We start from the raw sequence: 25,420 nt of genomic DNA, 5'->3' as shown, positions 1-25,420 counted from the left end.
TTTCGCAAAATGGGGAATTCTCTATAGCGGAAGCATGACCCAATCCGTCGCACTTCTCGTCACGATTACGCTTACTTTCCTCGGCGCAGGCTTCGTCAAAGGCCTGACCGGCATGGGGTTGCCGACTGTCGCCATGGGTGTATTGGGGGCGTTGATCTCGCCGCTCACTGCCGCGAGCCTGCTGATTGTTCCGTCATTCATTACCAATGTCTGGCAGCTGCTGGCCGGGCCAAGTTTTCGTGCGCTGGCTCTGCGCCTGTGGGCGATGATGGTCGCAATCATCGCTGGAACGTGGATCGGCTCCTTCCTGCTGGTGGGCGGTGAAACGATCCTGACGGCGTCGCTGCTCGGCGCAAGTCTGGTCATTTATGCCGGATACACCCTTTTCGCCCGACAGTGGCAGGTATCGCGGCGGCATGAAGTCTGGCTGTCTCCGCTGATCGGGTTATTGACTGGCCTGATTGCCGGTGCGACCGGTGTGTTTGTGATTCCAGCCGTTCCCTATCTTCAGGCACTGGGCTTGAAGAAAGACGATCTCGTGCAGGCGCTGGGATTGTCCTTCACGGTATCGACGATTGCGCTGGCGATCGGGCTCTCCTCACATCAGGCCTATAGCGGTGATATCCTTCTGATTTCGCTCGCTGCTGTCCTGCCTGCGCTGGCTGGCATGGGGCTTGGGCAGCTTTTCCGCCAGAAAATAAGTCCAGAACGGTTTCGCCTCTGGTTTCTTGTCGGGCTTATGCTATTGGGAGCGGAAATGCTGGTGAGGCCGATTTTCTTATTAAGCTTTCAATAGCGGAAGAATTTTCTTTTCTCATCCGAGACATGCGGATTTGCTTTCTTGTTCGCATATGCCGGAGACAGGATACTCACGCTCCATGAATTGCGGGATCTGTTGCAGTTCCCGGGAAAGCTCGGAATAGACAGGCCGCCTCTGGCTGTAGTGTGACATGACACGACATAATCCTCCTGACCATAACGGAGCGCCTTCGTGGCGATTCCGGCTGTTTAATCCGATGCTTGCTGGCGCAACGCTGCGTGAACGCGCCATTGCCTGTGTCGGTGCGCTGGTGGGCATTGCTCTCACCGGTTTCGTCTCGGGGCTTTTGTTGGGTAAGGGGCCACATCTGCCGCTGATCGTTGCACCCATCGGCGCTTCGGCGGTGCTGCTGTTCGCCGTGCCGAACAGTCCGCTTGCGCAGCCATGGTCGATCATCGGCGGCAATACGATTTCGGCGCTAGTGGGTGTGATTGTGGCCCAGTATGTCAGCGATCCGGCGCTCGCCATCGGTCTTGGCGTTTCGCTGGCAATCGCAGCCATGTCGGTCACCCGCAGCCTGCATCCGCCCGGCGGCGCTGCTGCGCTGACGGCTGTGCTGGGTGGTCAGGCGGTCGCCAGCTGGGGACTGTGGTTCCCGCTTGTGCCGGTCGGCTTCAATTCATGTCTGCTGGTGGGGCTGGGCATCCTGTTCCACAAGCTTTCCCGGCGCAAATATCCGCATAATGTGGCGGCTGCGCCGGTGAGCATGCACGCGACCAAGGACTTGCCCCCTTCCGTGCGGGCAGGCATCCGCGAAGAGGATATCGACGAAGCGCTGAACACGCTGGACGAAAGTTTTGACATTGATCGCAACGATCTTGGCCGGTTGTTGCGGCAGGTTGAGTTGCAGGCATCGATCCGCGCGCATGGCGATCTGACCTGCGCCGATATCATGTCGCGTGACGTCATCAGCATTGGGGAAAACGATACCGCCGATCAGGCCCGTCATCTTCTCCTGCGCCATCGCATCCTGACCTTGCCGGTGACGGGCGCGGATGGGCGACTGACTGGCATGGTGGGCCTGCGTGAGCTGGTTCAGCCCGGTGAAAGCCTCAAGGATCATGTGGTCCCGGCGATCACAGCTGCCCCGGATGATGCGGCAATGGGCCTGCTTCCGGTCCTGACCGATGGTCTGGCGCATGTGGCGGTGATCGTGGACGAGAACAGGTTCGTGGTCGGCGTCGTGTCGAAAAGCGACCTTCTCAGTGCCATTGCGCGCGTTCTGCCCCAAACTGCCCCGGTTTCCATCCGGGCCGCAGCTTGACATTTCAGCTGGCGTCTCCTAGTCCCCGCCGGAAATACCCTATTGAATAAAAAGCGGATTTTGGGCAGGGTTTACTCCCAAGACAATGTCGGTGAGTGAATATGTCCGTCCAGCGCGTAAGCTTCTATATTCTACTGGCGCTCGTCACGATCGCCTTCGCCTGGCTGCTCATCCCTTATTACACCGCAGTCCTGTGGGCGGTCATTCTCGCCGTTATCTTCTATCCGGTTCAGCAATATCTCGTGCGGGTTCTGCGCGGACGGCGCAATCTAGCGGCTTTCATGTCGGTGCTGATGTGTATCTGTCTGGTCATCATTCCGATGCTGATCATTTTCAGCTCGCTGGTGCAGGAGGGAAACTCGCTTTACCAACGACTGAGCAGCCGGGAATTTGACCTGAACAGCTATATCACCAGCATTCTTTCCGTACTGCCGGATTCGCTGGAAGACTGGCTCAAGCGCTTTGAGCTTGGCAGTTTCGCCGAATGGCGCTCGCGAATTTCATCGACGATCCTACAAGGCAGCCAGCTATTCGCTGGGCGTCTGGTCAGCTTTGGCCAGAACACGCTGCAATTTTTTATCGGCTTCGGCATAATGCTCTATCTGCTGTTCTTCCTGTTTCGCGACGGTGCGGATCTTGGACGCAGAATCCGGCAGGCAATCCCGCTGAGCGATGACTATACGCGCCAGTTTTTGGAGAAATTCACCGCTGTTATCCGTGCGACGGTCAAAGGCAATATCATCATCGCGATCATTCAGGGTTTGATCGGCGGCGTCGCTTTCTGGCTGCTGGGCATCGAAGCCGCCCTGTTGTGGGGCGTGATGATGACCTTCTTTTCCATGCTACCAGCGGTTGGCGCAGCTCTGGTCTGGGTGCCTGCCGCCGTATGGTTCTTCGTCAGCGGCGACTGGGTCAAGGGCGTCATCCTTGTCCTGATCGGAACGCTGGTTATCGGTCTCGTGGATAATCTGCTGCGCCCGCCGCTGGTCGGCAAGGGCACGCGCATGCCGGACTATGTGGTGCTGATCTCGACGGTCGGCGGCATTTCGCTGGTCGGCATTAACGGCTTTGTCATCGGGCCGTTGATCGCCGCCATGTTCATTGCCGCATGGTCGCTGCTGGCCGAAGAACAGAAGGACAAGCCCATTGCCGCCGACAGTCCCAAACCAGCAGCGGCGAAGGCAAGACGCTCGAAATAAGGTCGCAGAAAGATCAAGCGACTTTGAGCGTTTCCACCGGCAAGCCGGTATCGGTCATCTTGTTGTCGATGCCGTTTTCGTCGAGAAACTGCTTCATCTCCGCATAGGTTTCAAACCATGCGCGGTTGTATTTGTCGAAAAGCGACTGATCCCAATAGTCTTCCAGACGGAACGGCTTGTCGCTGAACACGTCATAGCTCGGAATCTTGTAGGTCTCGGCAAATTCGGCGGTACGGCTGTCATAGGTGAAATAGATCGACGGCACGCCATTGGCGAGCGCCATCAGGTTTCCGTGCAGGCGATAACCAAGTACAAGCTGCTGCTGACGCACGAGGTTCTCATAGTCGGCCACAACATCGGAATAGAACATCTTGTTCCGGTAGAGGTTTTCGATTTCATCATCGAAATACCAGTCGGCGGTCCAGCGATGGCCTTTCAGTGCGGCGATGGCCTCTTCCTTCTGCTCGGGCGTGCCGAATACCATCTTTTTCTCGTCAATCTCGCCTTGCGCCATCAGGGTAACGTCGAAGCGCCGCGCCATTGTCTTGATGAGATCGCGGTGGCGGGTGAGATATTGCTCAATGTCCTGTGCATAGGCAGGTGAAACCTCGCGGCGTACGGTGACGCCAACCTTTTGCACGCTGTCGAGCGGCGGCAGCTTGATGCGCAAATGCTGGTTGTTGCGGCGGAAGGCCGTGGGGCAACCTATGATGCGCACATTGCGAATGCCGATATCGTTCAGGACCTGCGCCGTATAAGCGCCGCGCACGCCAATGGAAACGGTCGAATCCGCGATGATGCGTAGCACGGCCTTGGTTTCTTCGGAAAGTTCCAGCGCACCCTTGGAGGGGGCCTGCGCGCCAATGCCAAAAGCGATGACGGGCAGCTTCAACCGTTGCAGGACGGCGATACTCTCGCGCCAGTTCATGTCCTTGTTGACATAGTTCGACCCGCGCAGGATGACATAGTCATATTCCTCGCGCAGCTGATCGATTTTTTCCGGCGAATAAGCGGTTATGGGAAGCTCGGACGCCTTTTCATAATTCATCAGCTTGAGCGATGACTCGAACACGAAAGCATCGCCGATATTGTGATAGTGGTTGATGCTGCCCTGCACGTCGGTGTGACGATACCAGCGCACATTGTCGTGGTCATACACTTCTCCAGCGGGAATCATCACGAGGGCGCGGGGGGCACGGGCCATTCGGTTTTCCTTTAGTTGAGTTTAAGTTCAGACGAGCCAGGCTCAGCTTGCCTGAGAGAGGACAGTTTCACTCACTGTCGGCTTCGGTTTGCGAGGCTTGGCCTCGCGCAATCGGTTATAAAGGTCGAGATGTTCCTTGGCGCAATCCACATAGTGTACAGGACGACGGATGGAATTGTGAAGTCGATCCCATATGCTCGGCTCGCTTAGAACTTCCGTGAAACGGTCAGCCAGATCTTCAGCGCTGCGGACGCGGAAATGCAGACCGTCTTCACCGTCGCGGATTTTCTCGGCCATGCCGCCAATATTGGAGCAGATAACCGGGCGACGATGATGCAAGGCTTCCTGAATGACGATGGGTGAATTTTCCCACCAGATCGACGGCATCACCACCCAATCGACCGATTGCATGAGACGCGGCATTTCCGAATTCTGGTAAGCACCATAAAAGCGCACGCGGGGACCAGCCTCTTCGATCAGTTTCTGCATGCGCTCCTGAAAGGCGGGCGGCTGCTTTTCCAGATTGCCGCCGAAAATCATCAGGCGGGAATCTTCGCCCCACACCTGTTCCGGCACACGCGATACCGCATCAACCAGCACATCTATGCCTTTGAACGGATTGATCTGGCCGAAAAAGGCGAAGCGGCTGCGGCGCGGGTTTGGGCCGGTCAGTTCGCGTGGCGGCGTAACTTCGCGGATGGCAATCCCATTTTCGATGACGGCCATCTTGTCGGGGCTCAGCCCCCATTCATGATAGCGGTTTGCCAGAAACTGGCTTGGCGAAATGAAGGCATCGGCCAGTTCCAGCATCCCGCGCACAAAGCGCTCGCGCTTGAGAAACCGCGCTGGCGGAACCTGCGGAAAGCAGGCGTGGCAATCGATGGGCGAGGCCTCGTTGCAAAGCTTCGAGGTTCCGGCTTTCACCATCTGGCCGTCATTGTTGCAGATCGACAGGAATTCATGGAACGTGACCAGAATAATGCGATCCGGCAAGGCCTCGCGGATTGCATAAAGCGTTTCCAGTCCGAGGCCCATCACATGATGGAAATGCACGATATCCGGATCGAAATCGCGCACGAAACGCAGGAGATCGCGACGGATTTCGTCCGTGTTCTTGTTCGACAGGTAGAAGTGATCGTATTCGTCGGCATGAAACAGGATTTCGTCGCTGGCGCGGCGCATGCTCATCAATGCTGTCGTGCCATGACGCGGAATCGGGTGCCCGGCGCGGGCCAAATAGACCGACTGCACGCCGGGAATGGCGTTCAGGCCCTTGTGCAAATTATAAGATGCGATTTCACCGCCGCCGAGGGAAATCGACGGGTGGGCGTGCGATATAACCAGAACGCGGAGTTTGTCGCTCATGCGGGTTCCTCAATCGGTGCGCTGCGCCTGCCAGCAAGAATAGTCGACCAGCGCGCATCAAAGACCTGACGGTCGATCCGCTCGATCAATGCGATGGTTGATGCCCGGTCGGTGACAGACACATCGTCGGAGCCAAGCATTTGCGCTGATGGCAGCCAATAGGAGCGCAGGCCGGATTGTTTGAGTTTCAAGCCAAGGTCGAGGCCTTTTTCATGCGTGCCGAGATAGCCGCGCGTGAATCCGCCGACCGAAAACAGCGCGTCACGGGGCAGGATGCAGCATTCGAAGGTCGCGGTGGCGACTTCGGTAAGAGACATGCCGGAAACGGAATCCATCGGATAACCGGCATAACGGCTGATGAGGGCGCGATCCGATTGCGGGCCGGCAACCCAGGTTCCGGCCCAGCGGATGGAATCGTCTTCGTAAACGAGTGTCGGCGACAGTACGCAGTCGTGATGCGCGTCATAGGCCGTGACGAGCTTGTTCAACCAGCCTGCGCGTCGCGGCAACAGCGAACCTGCCAAAAAGACCACCTTGTCGGTTGTAACGGCGCGCGCGCCCACTTCCAGCGCATCGTAGAGGTCTTCCGAGCCGCTGGCAGAAACAAGGCGGATGCACAGACGATAGAAGTCGGCGAGCCTTCGAACCTGCACGCCGATGCGGTCGATGATTTCCGTCGCCGCCGAAATGACAATCGGCGCGATGCGGGTTTCGGGATCGAGTGCGAGCAGGGCCAGCAAAGGCTCGATCTCTTCTACTCGTTCATCGACGCCGATGATGATCGCCAGATTGGCGGCGTGATTGACCGCGTCTTCGAACGGGCCGAGATCGACCACGCCAAACACTTCTGGCGCCGGGCGGCTGACGCCGCTGAGCAGCGGAACAAGCTGCTGATCGACAATGTGGCGCAGCGCCCAGGCATTCGGGTCCGTCGCGCGTATCTGCCGGACAATCGCATCGCGTGATGTGACACGGGTCGGCGTCAGCGGATGAAAGGCGCGGCGTCCATCGCTGATGGCAAGCTCGATATAGAAGGGTGATGTGCTATCGCCCGCGAGTTCAGGTGCAAAGGCCACGAAACCATGCGCATGGCGGTTCGGGTCGAGACCGGCATTGAAGGGCGGCTGGTTGTCGAATTCGCGGGTGACGTCAGGCCGGTCATAACGGGTCCATGTGCCGTCGATCTGTATCTCGCCGCGATGGCGGCGCAGCTTGACGCTTTCCACATGGCTGTCGGGGTCGAGTAGCCAGCCGGAAACCAGTATGCCGCTGCCCTCAACACGGAACACATTGTCGATGCCAAGCCGCACCGGGAAAGGCAGGCCGGAAACGGTCTCGCCGCCGTCAAAGCGGTTGGCGGCGGAGCGCAGCCGGAGCAAAATATCCGTCGAACTGCGCACACGCGGCAGGATGGCGCGAATATGGCTTGGCGTCTCGCGCGATCCGGCCAGCAGCCTGCGATCATAGACTTCCGTGAAGCGCCAGCCGCGCCGCCCGCGAAACAACAGCCGTTCAATGTCGTTGGGTTCTACCGGCTCATTGGCAAGCAGCAATCCGGCAAAGCCCGACGCCTGATCGTTGAGATCGGGGCGCGCGAAAACGCTGATCGAACATTCTGCCAGTGAAGAGTTTTTGCCGCTGATGAGCAGTCGTGTGACGGCGGGCGTCAAATCCTGCGCCCAGCCCTGAACGAAAATCTCGCCTTCATCGCTGCCGCCAATCAGCTCGATACAGCCATCGGAGCGCGCACCCACCTGCAAAAGAACGGTGATGGCGGCAAGTTTCTTGCGTCCGATAGGACCGGAGATCAGCCCTTCCACCAGTTCATCGATGACCGTTGGCAGGCTCGGCCCGGCCAGATCGCCGATCATGGCGACGAAATCGGCCACAGGTGCTGCGCGCGAGGCGAAATTGTAACGCGCGACCTTCGCCTTGTGCTGGAACATGATCGTCTTCAAGATGCCCCGGCGCAAAATGCCGGTCGGCACAATCGCGACGAATCCATGGGTTCCGGCGGGCGACGGCTCCTTCAGCGGCCAGGTGACGAGGTTCACCTTGACGCTCAATGCCGGATCGCCATTCAGAAAGGCAGTGACCTGATCGCCGGTCGCATTGCCGATCCCAAGCACGAGCAGAAGCGTATCCTCGATCACACAGCCGACAACCATCTCGCCTTCCATCATCATGGGCGGGCGTTCCGATGGTCGGGCAGGTTTTACTGCCGGTTGCTGCGTGGCGGGTCGTTCGTCTTGCGTCATGGGTTTCCCCTCAGCGCATCACGAAAAGCGTCAGGATAGCACCCGCGACGAAGCCCGCCATCACATACATCAGCATGAACAGCAGCTTCACGTCGCCACCGGCGCGTTTGCGCACGTCGTCAATGCGCTTTTCGAGCCCAGCGACCACACCATCCATGCGCATGATATGCACGTCGAGCTCGGTCATGCGCTGATGCAGATCGGTGCGCAATCCGTCGACGGATGTGGCTATGTCCGCCATTTCGGCAGGCGCAGCGTTGCCCGAACTATCGAGCACCGGGGCTACGCGTTGCAGTGAACGCTGGTTGACCTGCAATTGGCGCTGCGCGGCCATCAGCATGTCGAGCTTGTCGAGAATGCGCGTCATCGGCGCTGCAATTAGCGCTTCGGCGGCCTGTTCGTCGGGCTTCGGCACACGCAGTTTCTGCTCATTGCCTGCCGCATTGGCTGCGACGACAACAAGTTCACCGGCGCGGGCAGCCGCGAATTGCGGCAGCATCACTTCGAAAGCATGCAGGCCGTCGCCAATGCCGTTGCGCTTCAGGTCGGGACGTTCCTTGTCCGCCGGTGCTTCCGCGATGGGTTTGTCATCAAGAAGAACGCGGATCAAAAGCCGTTCCGTGGGCGCTCCGGGATCAAACGCCCAGCCGTAAAGGCGGCCTTCCTCGATGGCGTCAACGCGTCCTTTCATGGCTTCTGTCCTCTGAGGTGCGGCAGATGCAGTCTGTGCTGCTGCCGGATTTGCTGCCCCTTCGGCTGGAACTTTGGTCGCGATGTTCATAGTGTACCTCTTATGCTGCCTCGACACGGGTCGTTCGCAGTGTTCCGATCAGATCGAGATAGCGCGATGCCGTCGTGTCGATAGTGTCCGGATGGCGTGCATTGTGGCTCAGCGACTGACGCAGCTCCGGGTTTTCCGCCATACGACGCATGGCTTCCGCCAGCGCCTGCGGATCATTGGGCGGAACGGTTAGGCCGTTTACGCCGTCCGTAATCATTTCAGCCATGCCGCCGATATTGGAGCAGATGACCGGGCAATCCTGTCCCTGCGCTTCCTGAATGACGAGAGGCGCATTTTCCCACCAGATCGACGGCATGATGGCGCAATCGACGGTGCGGATCAGCTGCGCGATATCTTCACGCCGATAGGCACCACGCCGTTGCACGAAGGGTGCCGTGTCAGAGAAAAGCTGGTCGATTTCGCTGACGAAGCTCTCGCTTTGAAATGGTGCCGCACCATGCACGCGCAATTCGAAGTCGAAACCTTCGTTGATCAGCTGCTGCGCGGCCCGGAGCAGAACCGTCGCGCCCTTCCATGGGTTCAGATTGCCGAAATAGCCGAAGACAGGCTTGGTTCTTTCGCGGCGCGGGGTGTCGATAGCAGGGCGCTCCGGCTGGCCGTTGGGAATGACGCTGATCAGCTCTTCCGACAGGCCCCAGTCAACATAACGCTGTTTCAGGAATTCGCTGGGAGACACGAAGGCGTCGACAGCGCTCAACAATGATTTGATATGGCGCTCGCGCAGTACGAATTTGTCGAGCGCTATGTCCTTGAAACAGGCATGACAGCGATCCGGGCTGGCGCCGTAGCAGAGTTCCTTGCCGGTCGTACGCACCATCAGCCCGTCATGGTGACAGATCGGGTAATAGTCATGCAATGTCAGGACGATACGGCAATCCGGCAATGTGCGGCGGACGATATGCGGAAATTCTGCGCCCAGCAGCAACAGATGGTGAAGATGCACCACATCCGGGCGAAAATCCTTCAGCAGTTCCACAATGTCCGGCACGATGCCGTAGAGATCGACCTGGCTCAGGTTGAAACGGTCAAAATGACCCGACCAGAGCAGGATTTCATCGCCGCCGTTACCTATGCTCTGAAAGCTGGTTCCCGGGCGTTCCTGACGGTGAACCTTGTTGGTGGCTCCCAGAAACAATGCTTCGCAACCGGCGCGCTGATAGGCGCGGAACAGGTCATGCGCGAAGATTTCCGTCCCGCCGGGATGCAGCGAGGGGTGATTATGGGCAGCAACGAGTACGCGTTCGGCCATCAGGCAGCGCCTCCGCGTGTTGCGATGAAGAGGTCCTGATAATGGTCGGATGCGATCCCGCGCCAGTGACCGAAGGATTTCAGTTCCAACGACAGGCCGACACCTGCAAGGGCGCGATCCAGAAAGCCGTTCTCGAAGCCGACGGCGGCAAGCGGCGGAAGTTCCGGCACATACCAGCAGGGCCCCGCACCGCTGCGTTCGAAACTGAGGCGCGGATCGCGTTTGCCATGGCGATCGCGCGCGGCAATATCATCCACGACAAAAGCCGTCACGAACAGTTTTCCGCCGGGCGCCAGCACGCGCGCGATCTCCCGCAGATAGACTTTGACTTCGTCAGCGTCGAGATGTGTCACCACCGATGTCATGATGACGAAATCGACGCTCTTGTCGGGAAACGGCAGAACGAGGTGAAGGCCATCGACAGCGCCACGCGGATTATAGAGCGCGTGGGCAATGTCGATATGCTGGAACTGGAAGTTCGGATAAAGCGCGCTGATATGCTGGCGACACCAGCTTGTCCCGCCTGCAACCGGGTCGATGCCTGCATATCGTCCCTTTGCAGGGTCGAGATATTGCGTCAACGGCACCGCCATGCGCCCGATGCCCGAGCCGATATCGAGAACGCGCGCGTCAGGCTTGAGGCCGCCTTTGCGGATGAAATGTCCGAGAAATTCAGCACCGACAGCCCGGAAATCGCCGTCGCCGACAAACACGCTGTTGGGGTCGGGCGAGGGCAGGAAGCGGTTCTTCAAGACGGCGTGCGTCAGCCAGCCGATCTGTTCTTCGGGGATTGGAAGTTTGGTTTCAGGCTGTTTCAGCGCTACCACGTCGGTCAAGCGACGCTCCTTTCATATTTGGCAACGATCACATTGGACGACGGCGCGGTCTGCGCTTCGTCTTCAGGCGGAGCCATCAGGTCGGTGATGTCTTCATCCCAGCGCTGGGTATGCAGCCAGGAATTATATTGGCTGGCGAGACCACGCATATAATCGGCGCTGCGGCGGATCGAGCGGCGCTCGAAATGGTAGAGCGCCACGGCGGGGTCGTAGTAGACCTGAAAGCCGAGTTGGCGGATTTTCAGGCAGAGATCGCTGTCTTCATAGTCGCCGATCACATAGTCTTCAGTATATCCGCCGACGAGATCGAAGATATCCTTGCGCGTTATAAGGCAGGCGCCAGTAACGCCAGGAACATCGCGTCCGACAAGGGCGGGTGCATAGCTGCCGGGCATGCCCTTGTAGTAATGATGGTTGAGCCAGACGCCGTGGCGGTCACGGGCGAAATAGAGGCCTGCATGCTGGAGCGAGCCGTCCTCGAATAGCAGGCGGGGGCCGATAGCCCCGAGCCGCTTGTTATCGAAGAGCGGTCGCAGAAGCTGTTGCAGCCAGCCGTGCTTTTCCGGCACAACATCAGAATTCAGCATCACGATGGCGGTGCCCGTTGCCACGCTTGCACCGGCATTGCAGGCGCGGGCATAACCGCCATTGCGGTTCATGATGACAAGGCGAAACGGCAGATCGTGCAATATATGCAGGCCGCCCAGCATATGCTCGGTGTCGTCGTGTATTTCCGGCGAATCGAGAACGAAAATCAGTTCGGCATTGCGGACGATCCATGGATCGGTCGCCATGGCCGAAAACTGGAAGCGCAGAAAATCGAGATTGCGATAAAGCGGAATGACGATTGACGCGACCGGATTGGCGGGTATCGTGCCGAAATCCTTGACCTCCGAAATGCGCACGGTTGCGCCGAGCTTCTTTTCCACTTCGGTCAAGGCCGGGGCGAGAATGGTCTCGAACACCTTCGGGCGGGCATGTTGCGGCGGCACGGCGCGCAAGATGCGCTTGCGCTGCTCCGCCGGTTCGAATGGCTGCGGGGCAGGAACAAGCGGCGCGGTTGCACCGGATGTAAGCCGCATCTGGAAACGCGGTTGCAGAAGTGGGCCAAGGTGCTTGGCCGCAGGCAGCCACGCGACGAAACCCGTCACATCGGCCTGCGGGGCATCTTCACGCTTGGCGATCTTGCCGGGGAATTTGTGGAAATGGGCTTTCAGCGAAATCGCACTGCCATTGGCCGGCAGATATTCGATATCGCCCAGCATGGCGGAGGGATCGTGATACCACCCGCCAACGATCAGCCCGTTATCCAGTGCAAGCGCGAGATCGATTTCCGCTGCCGGGTTATGGCTTGCGGATTGCGTGATCTGGCGCACCGGAAGAGGCGAACGGCTTTGCAGATCGATGGCGACCGCAGGGCCGCTTGTGCCGAGTTTGGCGAGTTCGCCAACCAGAAATTCGCGCAGATCGGCATTGCCTTGCCATTTGGACCACCATTTGCCGAAATCCATCGGCTCTGACGGGCCATCGGCGAGTTTGCGGATCGCAACACCTTTTTGTCCTGTTAGGACGAACAGAAAGGATGATGGCAGATCCTGTGGCGATTCGACCAGAAGATGGCAGGGTTGCCACGCCTTGCGTGATTGCTGTCCGACCGTGAAGCGCGGCGGGATGACGATGACGCTTCCATTACTGACGCCATAGATGGCAGAAATTTCGCCCAGCATCGGGTCAACGGCGGTTTCCAGCAGATGATGCCCCGCAACCGGCTGGCCACAGTTCTGGATATCGCGCGGTTCCGGGGTCAGCGCCAGCGTGATGTCACGGACGAGGGCTGCAAAAGTCTGATTGCGCGACAGGCGAAACGCGCTGCGCCACGTGGAGAGAATGGTCGAGAGCAGCTTGATATGCCCGGGCAGCGTCAGGTCCGAAAGGATGCGCTCGCTATCAAAGGATGCAAGTTCGTTGGCGGGGTAGAGAACGGTCTGAACAGTGGGGCCGAGGGAACCCGCAGAAAGCGCAAACTCGACCGGCTCGCTGCCGGTGCGCATGGCCCAGAACATACGCGTGCCGCCGCTTTCCAGCGGAATGCCGACGCTCAGCAGAGGCACCGGCTGAACAGGCATTTCGAGCGCGCATTTGGTCGACTGGCGTGCCGGGCTTGGAATATCCCAGGCAATCATTGCAATATCGGCGCAAAGACGGCAAATCGAAAGGTTTTCGGGTTTGCTTTCCCGGAGGTCGCGCGAGCCGATATCGCTTGCCCCGATGCCGCTTGCAAATTCCGCCGAATGGTCGAGGTTCAATGCGAATACCCTTTCATTCTTGTCGGATGCAGGAATTCAACAACAAGCCCGCATTCTGATCCGAAAACTGGCAGTCACTTTTCGGAATTCGCTTCAAAAGAAAACGTGCCCGGCGGGAGGCTGCCGGGCACGCCATTATTGGTTCAATCAGTGAACGGTGAAGTACTGGTCGGGATGCGACTGTACGTCGTCGGCACTGGTGTTCACGAGGGTAACGCTGTCGCCATTGCCGAGATCGACAACGACATTGCCACCAACCTGCGTGACGCGATCGGCAAGATCGTCCGCGGACGAAATGTCGAGGCCATTGATACCCTTCTGAATCTGAAGGATGTCCTCGCCAGGATTGAAGTCGAGAATGACGTCGTTTCCGCCGCCACCATTGAACAGGAACGTGTCGCTCCCGTTGCCCCCGATAAGGATGTCGTTTCCGGCGCCGCCATCAAGGATGTCGTTGCCGTTGCCGCCATACAGGATATCGTTGTGCGCGCCGCCATAGAGCAGGTCACTGCCGTTGCCGCCCTGGAGAATGTCATCTCCATTGCCGCCAAACAGCACGTCGCTGCCATTGCCGCCGCTCAGGACATCGTTTCCTTCATTGCCGTAAAGAATGTCATTGCCATTCTCGCCGAATAGGGTGTCGTTCCCCGTACCGCCGAAAAGAATGTCGCTGCCATTCCCACCGAAGATGGTGTCATTGCCATCCCCTCCGAAAACGAGATCATCACCGCCATGGGCACGGATGAAATCGTCAAAGCGGGAGCCGAACAACACGTCGTCGTAGGCGCCGCCTTCTAGAGTGGCCATCTGCTTCTCCTTGTGTTCCGTTGGGTTTCACAAGCCGGAATGCTCCGACCATTATGCTCGTAGTAGTCTGATACGTATCTTTGATAAATACAACATCGGAAAATGGTATAATTATAGAAATGCCGTGTAACAATTTATTACGAAAAATTTATATTCCAGAATTGTGAACTTCTTTTAAAATTACTTTTGTATCAATTATAATTTGTATTTGGATTATATTTAAGCGCAAATTGCTTCAAAATTTGAAACGTCACGGAATTGTCAAGAAAATGCCCGTTTTTCAAAACGATGCCGCCGCGCATCGTTTCCAATGCGCGGCGGCGATAGAATCTGAAATTGCGTACTTAATTCAAACTATACTGTAGAACGCATTTTCTAATTATCCGGGTAAAACGTGCAGTCTCGACCTTAATCCTCGCGGAATGCGCGGTTCAGACTGTCGGTGATCGGCGAAACAATATAGTCGATTGCGCGGCGTTCCTTGTGCACGATGATGACTTCGGCGGGCATGCCCGGATACATACGGGCTGTCGGATTGGCGGACAAAGAATCCGGATTAATCTCAGCGCGGGCCACGAAATAGGCCGTGTTGGTTTTGTCGTCGATCGTCTGGTCGGCGGCGATATAGGTCAGTTTGCCATCGAAGGGCGCCATGGACCGCTGATTATAGGCAGTCAGCTTGATCTGCGCCTTTGAACCCACCGCAACGCTGTCGATATCGTTGGGGCTGACTTTCATTTCCACCAGAAGCGGTTCATTTTCAGGAACGATATCCATGATCGCTTCGGCGGGAGAGATGACCCCGCCCGGTGTGCGCAGGCGAATATTGGCGACGATGCCGTCCTGCGGGGCGAGCACCTCAACGCGACGCATCACGTCTTTCGCCGCGATGATCTGCTCTTCCGCGTCAGAAAGTTCGACCTGACTGGTCGTGATTTCACCGGCAATCTCCGATTGCAGGTCGCTTTCAATGCCGGAAAGGGCGAATTCTGCGCCTGCCTTGGCTTGTTCGGCTTTGGCCTTGTCGCCGGTATATTCACCCCGGTCGCCCGCAAGCTGGCTCAACCGGGTCTCGATTTCGGTCAGCTTGGATTTCTGCGCAAAGCCTTTTTCGACCAGGCTGGCGATTGCCTTGCGTTGCTCTTCGATCAACGCGATCTGGCGGTCGGTGGCGGCGATCTGCGCCGTCGATGCCTTGGCCTGTTCGGTATATTGCTCGATGGTTTTCTGCTGAATATCGATCTTGCTACGCTTCTGAGTCTTCCGCTTTTCGAAGAAGATCTGCTCGGCGCGCATGGCATTTTCTGCGTTCTCGCCACCTTCCGCGAATTTATCGGGGAAGGTGATTTCGGTTTCACCGGCCTGCTCGGCCCGCAGGCGCGCCAGTTTGGCGATGAGGCCGATCCGACGGCTTTCCAGCGATTTCAGCTGTGAGCGGGCCTTGGTGGCGTCGAGACGAAGCAGTGGTTGGCCAGCCTTGACCAGATCGCCTTCCTGCACCAGCAACCGGTCGAGAATGCCACCTTCCAGATGGCTGATCGTCTTGCGCTTGGAATCGACGATGACGGTTCCGTTGGCGACAGCGGCACTGCCGAGCTCGGCAGAATAGGCCCAGGCGAAGAAGCCGCCAAAAGCGACGCCGATAGTGGCGAGGCCCGCGATGATCAGGCGGCGCAGCGGAGACTGGTTGTCCTCGCGTTCCAGATCATAGACCCATTCGGGTTTGACGCTGCCGAAGCGGGTAAGTGCCGTGTGGTCTGACGATTCTGCACGCGGCGCGAGCAAATTCGAAACACGGCGCGGAATGACGGATTTTCCGGTCATGAGTTTACGGCTCCTGCCTGCGGATTATTGTTGCCGGGCGTCAGCGACGCCACAACGTCGGTGCGCGGGCCGAACTGGGTGATACGGCCGTTTTCCAGCACCAGCAGCTTGTCGGCAACCTGCATGATGGTCGGGCGATGGGCGATCATGATGACAATGGCACCGTCGTCGCGCGCATGTTCGATGGCGCGCATCAGGGCGCGTTCGCCGATGGCGTCGAGATTGGAATTGGGTTCATCAAGCACGATCAGACGCGGGCGATTATAGAGGCAGCGCGCAAGGCCGATGCGCTGGCGCTGGCCGCCCGAAAGCGTCAGCCGCCCATCACCGACCGGCGTGTCGTAGCCGAGCGGCATGCGCCCAATCATCTCGTGCACATCGGCAAGACGGGCGGCTTCCAGCACACGATGTGGATCGCTGTCGCCCATGCGCGCAATGTTGTCCTTGATTGTGCCGTCCAAAAGCGAAACCGACTGCGGCAGGTAACCGGCGATCTCTCCGAACGAACCGCGCTCCCAAAGATAGACATTGTTGCCGTCGAGGAAGACACCGCCCGAGGTGGGTTTAACGATGCCGATCAGCAGGCGCGCAAGTGTGGATTTACCTGCAGCCGAGGGGCCGACGACGCCCAGCACTTCACCGGGCGAAATTGAAAACGAGATGCCCTTGATGATCGGAACTTCAACGCCGGGCGCGGCATAAATCAGCTTGTCGATCACCAGATCGCCATTGGGGCGCGGCGTCGGCATGGTCTGGCGCACGGCGAGGTTTTCAGACAGGAGCGACTGAACGCGCTTCCAGCTTGCTATGGCGCTGACCCACTGACGCCAGTTCTCAACGATGCGGTCGAAAGGCATCAGCAGGCGACCGATGATGATGCTGGTCGCGATCATCGCGCCGGGGGTGATTTCCTGCTGCATGGCAAGCAGCGTACCGATGCCGAGCGAAGCAATCTGGATGATGAAGCGCGCTGTACGTGCAATAGACGACAGGGCTTTCACGCGGGTGCCGCCGAGGTCGAGCACTTCGAGCGCCTGCATCTGCACAGTGCGCCAGCGACGGGCGAGAGCAGGCAGCATGCCCATAGCCTCGATGACTTCCGCGTGGCGCAGGCTGCTACCGATTTTCGTCACGGCTTCGATATTGGCCTGATTGGCCTCCTGAATGAGATTACGCGTCAGGAGATCGGTCAACAGACCGCAGGCAACCAGAATGACGACCGCTATCACGCCGATCACGCCGAGCATCGGATGGAGCAGAAACAGGACGCCGAGGAAGATCGGCGACCATGCCGCGTCGAGCGGGGCATTGATGGCGGGCGAGGTCAGGAAGCCACGCAATTCGGTCAGGTCGCGCAGGGTCTGCGTCGCTTTCGGCAGCCCCTGATCGACCGAGGCCTGAACGGCGGCGGTCAACACGGCCAGGTTGAGACGGCGCACAAGCGCGGTGCCCATGGCCTGAAACGACAACGCCCGGATAAACTCCAGAACGCCGAATACGATCATCGCGCCGACCGCGAGAATCGTCAGCATGGTCAGCGTATCGAGACTGCGGCTGTTCAGGACGCGGTCATGAACCTGCAACATGTAGAGCGGTACGGTGAGTTGTAGCAAATTGATACAGGCACTTAAAAGCACCGCATAAAGCAGCCCTGACAGGAACACGCGCCGGGCCCGGTAAATTAGGCTTTTCGGCGAAATCCCCACTTCATCGGTGGCTTTTTTGCCGACGGAGCTCTTGCCATTTGGGTTCTTTTGGCCAGTATCGTTCATACGCGGTCTGCCTTGGTATGGTCACAGGTCGTGGATATCCCTAAAGAGAGTCACCCTTCTATCAGTATTATTCAAGTAATACCGCTCAGAATGTGACGGAAAAAAGTTATTACGGCGGGGAAATGCGAAAGGAGACAAGAAAATCTAATTGAAAATTTCTTCAAAATTTGAAGTAAAATTGAAAATGGAGAGTAAGAGATGCAAAAACTTCTGCACGAGGGAGTGGAAGTCGAAACATCAATTGACGGATACTCAGCCGTCGATTTTCCTGAAGTAACCGCCGAGAAACAGGAACGCAGAAATCCGGTGCATACAGTCGTTATTACACATTTCGAACTGGCCCGGATGATTGAAAGAGTGAACCGCCGCTTTGTGAGCCTTCTGAAGACGGAGCTTACCAAGCTGGGGGTAGAGGACATTGGCCCGGCACAGACGCTTGTTCTGATGGCGATCGGCGATGTCGAGCTCACTGTGGGTGAACTACTGGATCGCGGGCACTATGTCGGGTCCAACATTTCCTATTATTTAAAGCAGCTTACCGATGGTGGTTATGTCGATCGTGTCGCCTCCCAGCGAGACAAAAGGTCGGCGCGCATTCGTCTGACAGACAAGGGCGAACGCCTTTGCATGAACCTGAGAAACGCCAGCAGGGACTATCATCATATCCTTGCTCGCGATGACGATGATCTTAGAAATCTCGAAATCGCATACCAGACTTTACACAGGCTGGAATTGCTGTGGGGCAACGCCGCACGGTATGGCATTTGATGTTGATCGACGAAAAACGACCAAAAATCGTACACGTTTTGTGACATGCATATAGCTTTTGTGCACAGACGTGGATTTGGTCAGTTCGCTGCTTTAGCCGGACATCTGGCCGAGAGCGGACATGATGTAAGCCTGATTTGCGAAACGGTGGACCGTCGCCTCCCTGCGGTCCGCGTCATTCGCCACAGAGTTGAATCTGGTCCTCGCACCGATGGTGCGATGGCCAGATATCTCGAGGTTCCGGATCATCATACCCGGATCGGTTACCGTGTCGCCGAAACGCTTGAAGCGATGGCGCGACACGGTCAACCGCCGGACATAGTCATCGGTCATATCGGCTGGGGCAGCATGATGTTCGTCAAGGACGTGCTGCCCTCGACGCCGGCGCTTGGCTATTGCGAATTTTTCTATCGGGCGCATGGTGCGGATGTCGGCTTTGCGCCCGACGACAAGCCTGAAGTGGAGATGCGGAAGCGGCTGCGGCTTAGAAATATGGCGCAGCTCGTCACGCTTGAAAGCATGGATGGCGGTTTCAGCCCGACACACTGGCAGAAGAGCCTTTATCCGAAGGCTGTGCAAAATCGCATCGCCGTCGTGCATGAGGGCGTCGATACCAAGGTTTTCTATCCCGACCGCCATGCATCTTTGCAGCTGCCCGACGGTCGCGTTTTGAAGGCCGGAGAATCGCGCGTCATCACCTTCGTGTCGCGCGATCTCGAACCCTATCGGGGCTTCCCGCAGGCGCTGGAGGCGGCGACGAAAGTCATTCGCCAGAACAAGGACGCCATCTTCGTCTTCGTCGGCGGTGACGGGGTCAGCTATGGAACGCCGCCGCCGGGTGGAGGATCATGGCGCGAACATCTTGTGCGCAATCACGACTTGCCGTCCGACAGGGTAGTGTTTCTGGGGGCCATCCCCCATGCCGATCTGCGCAAGCTCTACCAGATATCGACAGCGCATATTTATCTGACCTATCCGTTCGTGCTGTCCTGGTCGGTGATCGAGGCCATGGCGTGCGGCGCCCTCATCATCGGGTCCGACACGCCGCCGGTGCGCGAGGTAATCCGTGCCGGTCAAAATGGTCTGCTTGTTCCATTTTATGACACGGATGTGCTGGCTCAAACGGTGCTGGATATCCTCGCCGACCCCGATGCTTGCCTTCAAATGCGCGCGGCGGCACGCCGAACCGTCGAAAATCGCTTTCGGTTGTCGGAATGTTTACGTCAGCAAAAAACGTTGATCGACGCAGTATTGAATGTTCGATGAGCAATATGTGGCGACAATCGGGCATTCAAGGGTTTGTTTTATAATATAATAGCCCGCATTTCTGCGTATTTACGACGCATAATGAATATAGATGCATATTATTTCAAATTTTGAATTAAACCGCTTCCAATTATTCGCAATATTATCATATAGTTGATGCTATAACCCTGTTGACAATACATGGTCTGTATTTTCTCATTGTACTTGTAGGCCGAACCTCCCAATCGGCCACCAGACAATGGACGACTATGTTGAGCACACCACTTCCTGCGATCTCGGGGCGGAAGAACCGCCGCTATGCCATTGCTTCGATGCGTGATCGTGAAGCGCTGGAGGCGACTTCTCTGGGCGACGTGACTGCTTTCGTCGAAGGCGACGGCAAGCGTCTGCGTCTGGCGAATACATTTCCACTCATCGCGGTTGCCGCTTCCGATGAAGGCGCACACGAACTGAACGCTATACTGCAGCAGCTTTATCGCATGCGCACCATACCGGAAGTGCCGGTTGTGCGCGTCGATGAGGCAGGGCCTGAAACCGTGCCCATGCTCGTGACCCAGCTGCTTGAAAGCAGTCTGGATCGACTTGTCGGGCATGTCAGCAAGGTGCATGCAGAACTTGCCATGCTGCGACGTGAACGCGAAACGATGTTCGAGAATTATCGCGCCATCGAAGACGCGTTTCATGCGCGCAACTGGGATTCTTCCACCGAGATATTCAGCCACGCGCCTTTGGTCGATCCCAAGGATGAAGGCTTTGCGCGCCTGCTGCGCGAATCTGAAATCGAACAGCTTTTCCCGGTGTCGAGCTATGCCGTGTCGGGCTTTGCGCTGCATTTTCGCGATCTGCCCGCCAACCGCAACGGTCAGCTGATTGTTACCCTGGACTATCTCGAAAACGGCGAGGGTATCGCCGAATGGCTGGTGCCTTATGGCACGCTGCATTCGGAGTGGAACTTCTTCTCGCTCCCGAAAGCCTGTGACGGCAGCCATCGAACGTTGCGGCTTCGCATCGCGGCGACGGGCGGCGTGCCGCCAGAAATCTCGCTGGGCAATGTGATCGCCAATGAGCGCTATGCCGCGCGTGCGCGCATTCCGCATGCCGATCTCGACATGCGCCCACTGGCGCTGCGGATTTTCACCGGCCTGCCGGGTGTGCGTCCGGCATCGCTGCCAAACGCTATTGTGCCGACATCGATGATCAACGGTCGCAAGGTGGATGATTACCGTCTGCCGATTGAATTGCTGCGTAACGTCACCAATGTTTCGGTGACACCGCTTACGCCGGATTTCCCGACGGTACGTTTTCTGGAACACGAAGACGCTATCGGTTGCCACCCGCTTGCAGAGGGGATCACCGCCGCCGCCATCCGCCGCGTGGTCGCGCCGGGGACCGTGCGGATTTCGGCCCGTGCTGTGATCGATCACCCCGAGGGCCAAGCTTGCGCTGTCGGTCTGCTGCTCGTCAATCTGGCATCGGATGCGCAGGAAGAAATCGGTGCGCTGGCTTCCATGGACCGGCGGCGTTCGCAGGTGCTGTTCAGTGGCTGGTCGGAAGTGGCGCCCAATCGTCCCATCGACATCAATTTCATGCTGGAAGAACCCATCGACCGCACGATGGACCTCATCGTGCTGAGCAAGGCGGCAGGCGATTCCGTCGATTTCTCATGGCTGAAAGTGTTCAACTTCCGGCTGGTCAAGCACATCGAAGCCAGTCCCGCCCAAGAGGTGCTGAAAGAGGCCGCGAATGTACGATAGATCGAAGGATTTGATCGTCATCGCCATGCCGCTCTACGGCCATGCGGCGCTGGCGCTTGAGGCACTGGAATCGATCCTCGCGTCACAGACCGTGTTCCGCACGCAGATTGTTGTGTCGGTCGATGGCGATCCGCGCCGCGAGGTGTTCGACAGTCTGGCGCTTTATTCCGCAGCCCATCCGAATATCCATGTGATATTCGGCGAAAACGCCGGCCCGGGCGGCGCGCGCAATCGCGCTGTTGAATACATTCTCGACGAGATGCCGGACGTCAAGGCGGTCTATTTCGTCGATGCCGACAATCGTGTGCAGCCGCACACCATCGATACGCTTTACCGCAAGCTTCTCGCGTCGAATGCGGGCTGGGTCTACACGAATATCGATACGTTTTCGGTCAACTGGCGTGCCCATTACGGCGACAGCTATTCGCGGCTCATCCACTGCATCACGGACAATATCTGCGATACGGGTTCGATGATTTCGGCGGATGTGTTCCGCAGCGGCGTGCGCTTCGACGATGACCGTCAGAATGGGTTTGAAGACTGGGAATTCTGGCTTTCGGCGATTGAGGCAGGTTTTGTCGGTACGCCGTGCCATGACACCGGCTTCGAATATCGTTTGCGCGCAGAAAGCCGCTTCAAGGAAGCCAATCGCGACCGTTCCGGTTCGATCAATTTCCTGCGCAAGCGACATAAGGCGCTGTTCCGTCGTCCTACTCTGGTTGGTTTCGAGCATGAGGAATGCCCGCGCTATGGCGTCATTCGCGCAGGCGAGGGAACGGTCAGTTTCTTCACCGATCCGAGCCTCGGTGCGACCGATCTCAAATTCGATGATGCGATCCGGGCCTTCTGGGGCAGTGTGTCGGAACCCGATAATTTCCATTTTCCGCCATTTCTCGCCTCATCCAATACCGAGACGCTGAAACTGCTGGCACGCTCGCGTTTGTTCCCGAATATTCTGTCGCGATTGGAGAAGCTCGCCGAGCAGGCCAATATCGTTTTCGTGGAACTGACGAATGTCGAAAACGAGCGGCGGATCGATACGGAAATCATGCCATCCGGTACGCGACAGCCGCATGCTGATCTGATTTTCGTTTCGACCCGACTGATCCGCGAGATCATCGAGAACGATGCGCTGAACTGGTTCGCCTCACTTGGCACGCAGCAATTATGGCCCACATCGGCGCGTATGAAAGTGCGCTTTCCATTCCCGCGGGTGCGCCAGCGTCGCGCTTTGTCGCGACCGGAACAATCCATGCTCAATCTGGTCACGTCGATTGCCACAAGCCCGCTCAAGCAGAGCGCGGCAATGCGCTGGACGTGGCGTCCGCGCCGTCTGCCCGCTTTGTCGGACATGTATCAGGTGCTGCGTGACGAGCTGGGCGGCGGGCCTGTCCTGCCGCTCGGCCATAATCCAGCGAAGAAAAAGACGGCTGCCGTTCTGGTTCCGAACGCATCGTTTGGCGGCGCGGAAAAGGTGGCCTATGCCGCAGGCCGCGAATTGAAGAATCAGGGCTTTGAAACCCATCTCTTCGTCCTCGGCAATGAACGCATGGACGTGCTGGACGAGTTCGACCAGTCCTTCGATTATCTCCATTTCTGGAAGGATGGTATTCCGGCCTGGGGCGATACGAACCGTTTTCTGGGGCAGGATTTCATCACCGAGGATCATCCGCTCGACTGGAGCATTCTCCGTGGTCAGCTTTCAGGCTTTGATCTGGTCGTGAACAACCACGTGATGGCCGCGCATCCGCTGATGGGCAAGCTTCGATCCGAGGGAACGCGCACGGCCTGTTATCTCCATGTGGTGGACGAAACGGTCTTCCGACGTCAGGCTGGACAGCCTTATGCGGCCATCGCCTTCGAACATGCCTATGATGCGTTTCTCACCTGTTCGGATCAGCTGAAAATCTACCTGCACAGTTTTGGCGTGCCGTTCGAGAAAGTGTTCTCGGTGCCCAATGGCGCCAGCTTCTCAATCGATGCGAAGCAGCGCGCGCAGGTGACAGCAGCCCGCAAGGAAGGCCGAAAAGGCCGACCTATGCGCATCCTCTATATGGGCCGCCTTGACCGCCAGAAGGGCATCGACCGGCTGCACGACGCGATCATGAAGCTGCGAGAGCAGGGCATTTCCTTCGACGCACAGGCAATTGGTGGAGAGATTTTGTCCGACGATCCGAGCGCATCCTGGATGACGAAGCTGCAAGAGGCGGGTGTCCGCGTGTCGCCGCCGGTCTTCGACGGCAAGGACATCGCAAACCATCTTGCCTGGGCCGATGTGCTTCTGATGCCTTCCCGTTGGGAGGGCGCGCCATTGATGATCGCGGAAGCGCAACAGCTTGGCTGTGTGCCGGTTGCAACAGCGGTCGGTGCGGTTGACGAGCTCATTAATCATGGCCGTGACGGCATCCTGATCCGCAATGGCAATGATGCGCAGATCGTCTCCGACATGACGCGTATCCTGACCATTCTTGCGCAGGACAGTGACGCCTTGATGCGCACGGCTGAAGGCGCGCTTGCCTCGGCGGCGCACCGCACATGGAGCGCTGCGTTTTCCGACTTCACGGACTGGGCCAATGAAATCAGCCCTGTCTATCCGAAATCCCGGTCTTCCCAGCCGGACGTTGCAGATGATGCCAGCGCGATTGCCGTTCTCCCCGGCCGCGCAGTTGCCTGATCATACCAGAAAGGTCGACCTATGAGCCGCCCAGCCAACCCACGAATTCTCGTCACCGGCATTCCGAGCCATTTGACCCGCCTCATCCAGCGCGCGGACAAAGCGCAGGTTTATTATTCGGAAAAGCAGCGGGATTCGGAATCCAAGGATAACTTTATCCAGGAACTGAAGAACATCAGCAACACGGGTAATTATCTGATTGGAGAGGGCGCCATGACCGCCCTTCTGCCATCTGCAAAACATGTTCCCTTCTGGCATCTTTATAACTGCATCAATAACGGGACTGGTCTCGAAGAGATCAACAAGGAATTCGACATCTGCGTCTTTACCTGCGCCAATCTTTTGCGCAAGGGCCTGTCGGCTGATGCAGAAGCTCTGGTCCTATCCAAGCTGGACATGCCGGTGGTGATGCTCGGTATCGGCATTCAGAATCGTCCGGACATTGAAGGTGAAGACGGTCTGCCAGCAGGCACGAAGAAGCTTCTCGAAGTCCTGAAATCCCGTGAGCATTATTTCCTCACGCGCGGCGAGAATGCCGCCGGTTATCTGCGCGATCAGGGCTTTTCCTATGTTCGCCCGGTTGGCTGTCCGTCGCTCTATTTCCGTCCCGACAATATGCGCAAGGCAATCAGCCGCTTGCCGGATGTGAAAGTGGGCGAGGGTCGCACCGTCTTCACCGGCTATATGGGCGCGGAACTGGAAACCATCGGAGACATGAATGCACTTAGTTCCGATGATGGTCGTTCGGCCTATGTCGTGCAGGATGAGCTTTTGCATTTCGACATGCAGCTTGAGCCAGACGCCAATGGCCGCGCCTACGATTCGACCACAGGCGAACTGGTCGGCCCGCTCACCTATAAGGGCTCCGGCGATCTCAAGAAGAAGATCAGCGTTCACGCTTTTCTCGACACCAATCAGTGGCGTGCCTGGTGCTCGACCATGGATTTCTCCTTCGGTCGCCGTTTCCACGGCAATGTCATTTCCATGCAGGCTGGCGTGCCGAGCCTGATGGTGGCTGTCGATGATCGCATGCGCGAAATGCTGAATTTCTCCGGCCTGCCGAAGATCGACGCCCGCGATCTCAACGCCGCCAACGACCGGCGCGCATTCGTGAGCGATCATATTGCGGCGATGAACATCCCCGACGTGATCGAAAAATATTCGGACCGCGAACGCAACTTCCGAAGCGCCCTTTCAGAAATCGGCATTGGATAGCTCCCAATCCACGAGCCGTTTTATAACTCCAGCGAAG

Annotated in this window: 18 protein-coding genes; 8 read left to right on the top strand and 10 right to left on the bottom strand. The window is 57.7% G+C overall.

Going from position 1 to position 25,420, the window contains the following annotated elements; all coding sequences use genetic code 11:
• Positions 1 to 34: 34 nt before the first annotated feature.
• The 3 genes from WIX40_RS02915 to WIX40_RS02905 all read left to right on the top strand — a co-directional run bounded on the left by WIX40_RS02915 (position 35) and on the right by WIX40_RS02905 (position 3,283).
• Positions 35 to 796, top strand: coding sequence for a sulfite exporter TauE/SafE family protein (locus WIX40_RS02915; RefSeq protein ID WP_339438331.1), 762 nt, complete (start codon positions 35 to 37; stop codon positions 794 to 796).
• A 154-nt stretch (positions 797 to 950) separates the two neighbouring features.
• Positions 951 to 2,084: an HPP family protein gene (locus WIX40_RS02910; RefSeq protein ID WP_339438329.1), complete on the top strand. Its 1,134-nt coding sequence runs from the start codon at positions 951 to 953 to the stop codon at positions 2,082 to 2,084.
• Between the two features lie 101 nt (positions 2,085 to 2,185).
• Positions 2,186 to 3,283, top strand: a complete 1,098-nt coding sequence (locus WIX40_RS02905; RefSeq protein WP_140023738.1) for an AI-2E family transporter — start codon at positions 2,186 to 2,188, stop codon at positions 3,281 to 3,283.
• Between the two features lie 13 nt (positions 3,284 to 3,296).
• Here the strand turns inward: WIX40_RS02905 and WIX40_RS02900 are convergent, their stop codons facing one another.
• The 10 genes from WIX40_RS02900 to WIX40_RS02855 all read right to left on the bottom strand — a co-directional run bounded on the left by WIX40_RS02900 (position 3,297) and on the right by WIX40_RS02855 (position 17,706).
• Positions 3,297 to 4,487 (bottom strand): polysaccharide pyruvyl transferase family protein, encoded by a 1,191-nt coding sequence (locus WIX40_RS02900; protein WP_339438326.1) that lies wholly within the window; start codon positions 4,485 to 4,487, stop codon positions 3,297 to 3,299.
• Positions 4,488 to 4,529: 42 nt separating this feature from the next.
• On the bottom strand, positions 4,530 to 5,852 hold the full coding sequence (locus tag WIX40_RS02895; RefSeq protein ID WP_339438324.1) for a glycosyltransferase family 4 protein: 1,323 nt from the start codon (positions 5,850 to 5,852) through the stop codon (positions 4,530 to 4,532).
• Positions 5,849 to 8,110, bottom strand: coding sequence for a glycosyltransferase family 2 protein (locus WIX40_RS02890; protein WP_140023741.1), 2,262 nt, complete (start codon positions 8,108 to 8,110; stop codon positions 5,849 to 5,851). The genes WIX40_RS02895 and WIX40_RS02890 overlap by 4 nt, the downstream gene beginning before the upstream one ends.
• A gap of 10 nt (positions 8,111 to 8,120) precedes the next feature.
• Positions 8,121 to 8,891, bottom strand: coding sequence for a hypothetical protein (locus tag WIX40_RS02885; protein ID WP_109367451.1), 771 nt, complete (start codon positions 8,889 to 8,891; stop codon positions 8,121 to 8,123).
• 10 nt (positions 8,892 to 8,901) lie between these two features.
• Positions 8,902 to 10,161, bottom strand: a complete 1,260-nt coding sequence (locus WIX40_RS02880; RefSeq protein WP_339438320.1) for a glycosyltransferase family 4 protein — start codon at positions 10,159 to 10,161, stop codon at positions 8,902 to 8,904.
• Complete coding sequence (locus tag WIX40_RS02875; RefSeq protein ID WP_339438318.1) at positions 10,161 to 10,997, bottom strand: class I SAM-dependent methyltransferase; 837 nt, start codon at positions 10,995 to 10,997, stop codon at positions 10,161 to 10,163. The genes WIX40_RS02880 and WIX40_RS02875 overlap by 1 nt, the downstream gene beginning before the upstream one ends.
• Entirely contained in the window at positions 10,994 to 13,303 is a 2,310-nt protein-coding gene (locus tag WIX40_RS02870) for a glycosyltransferase (RefSeq protein ID WP_339438316.1), read from the bottom strand. The genes WIX40_RS02875 and WIX40_RS02870 overlap by 4 nt, the downstream gene beginning before the upstream one ends.
• Positions 13,304 to 13,450: 147 nt before the next feature.
• Complete coding sequence (locus WIX40_RS02865) at positions 13,451 to 14,110, bottom strand: calcium-binding protein (RefSeq protein WP_109367448.1); 660 nt, start codon at positions 14,108 to 14,110, stop codon at positions 13,451 to 13,453.
• Positions 14,111 to 14,518: 408 nt separating this feature from the next.
• On the bottom strand, positions 14,519 to 15,934 hold the full coding sequence (locus tag WIX40_RS02860) for an HlyD family type I secretion periplasmic adaptor subunit (protein WP_339438313.1): 1,416 nt from the start codon (positions 15,932 to 15,934) through the stop codon (positions 14,519 to 14,521).
• Positions 15,931 to 17,706, bottom strand: a complete 1,776-nt coding sequence (locus WIX40_RS02855; RefSeq protein ID WP_109367446.1) for a type I secretion system permease/ATPase — start codon at positions 17,704 to 17,706, stop codon at positions 15,931 to 15,933. The genes WIX40_RS02860 and WIX40_RS02855 overlap by 4 nt, the downstream gene beginning before the upstream one ends.
• Before the next feature lie 198 nt (positions 17,707 to 17,904).
• On the opposite strand from WIX40_RS02855, the gene WIX40_RS02850 reads away from it, so the two are divergent.
• The 5 genes from WIX40_RS02850 to WIX40_RS02830 all read left to right on the top strand — a co-directional run bounded on the left by WIX40_RS02850 (position 17,905) and on the right by WIX40_RS02830 (position 25,383).
• Complete coding sequence (locus WIX40_RS02850; protein WP_109367445.1) at positions 17,905 to 18,474, top strand: MarR family winged helix-turn-helix transcriptional regulator; 570 nt, start codon at positions 17,905 to 17,907, stop codon at positions 18,472 to 18,474.
• Between the two features lie 45 nt (positions 18,475 to 18,519).
• On the top strand, positions 18,520 to 19,740 hold the full coding sequence (locus WIX40_RS02845; RefSeq protein ID WP_339438309.1) for a glycosyltransferase family 4 protein: 1,221 nt from the start codon (positions 18,520 to 18,522) through the stop codon (positions 19,738 to 19,740).
• Positions 19,741 to 19,988: 248 nt separating this feature from the next.
• Entirely contained in the window at positions 19,989 to 21,494 is a 1,506-nt protein-coding gene (locus WIX40_RS02840; RefSeq protein ID WP_109367443.1) for a DUF6212 domain-containing protein, read from the top strand.
• Positions 21,484 to 24,168, top strand: a complete 2,685-nt coding sequence (locus tag WIX40_RS02835) for a glycosyltransferase (protein WP_339438307.1) — start codon at positions 21,484 to 21,486, stop codon at positions 24,166 to 24,168. The genes WIX40_RS02840 and WIX40_RS02835 overlap by 11 nt, the downstream gene beginning before the upstream one ends.
• Before the next feature lie 21 nt (positions 24,169 to 24,189).
• Entirely contained in the window at positions 24,190 to 25,383 is a 1,194-nt protein-coding gene (locus WIX40_RS02830; protein WP_109367441.1) for a polysaccharide pyruvyl transferase family protein, read from the top strand.
• The last annotated feature ends 37 nt before the right edge of the window (positions 25,384 to 25,420 follow it).

Source organism: Ochrobactrum teleogrylli (assembly GCF_037482325.1).
GTDB lineage: Bacteria > Pseudomonadota > Alphaproteobacteria > Rhizobiales > Rhizobiaceae > Brucella > Brucella teleogrylli.
Note: the sequence above shows the minus strand (reverse complement) of the source record. Positions and strands in the feature narration are given on the sequence as shown.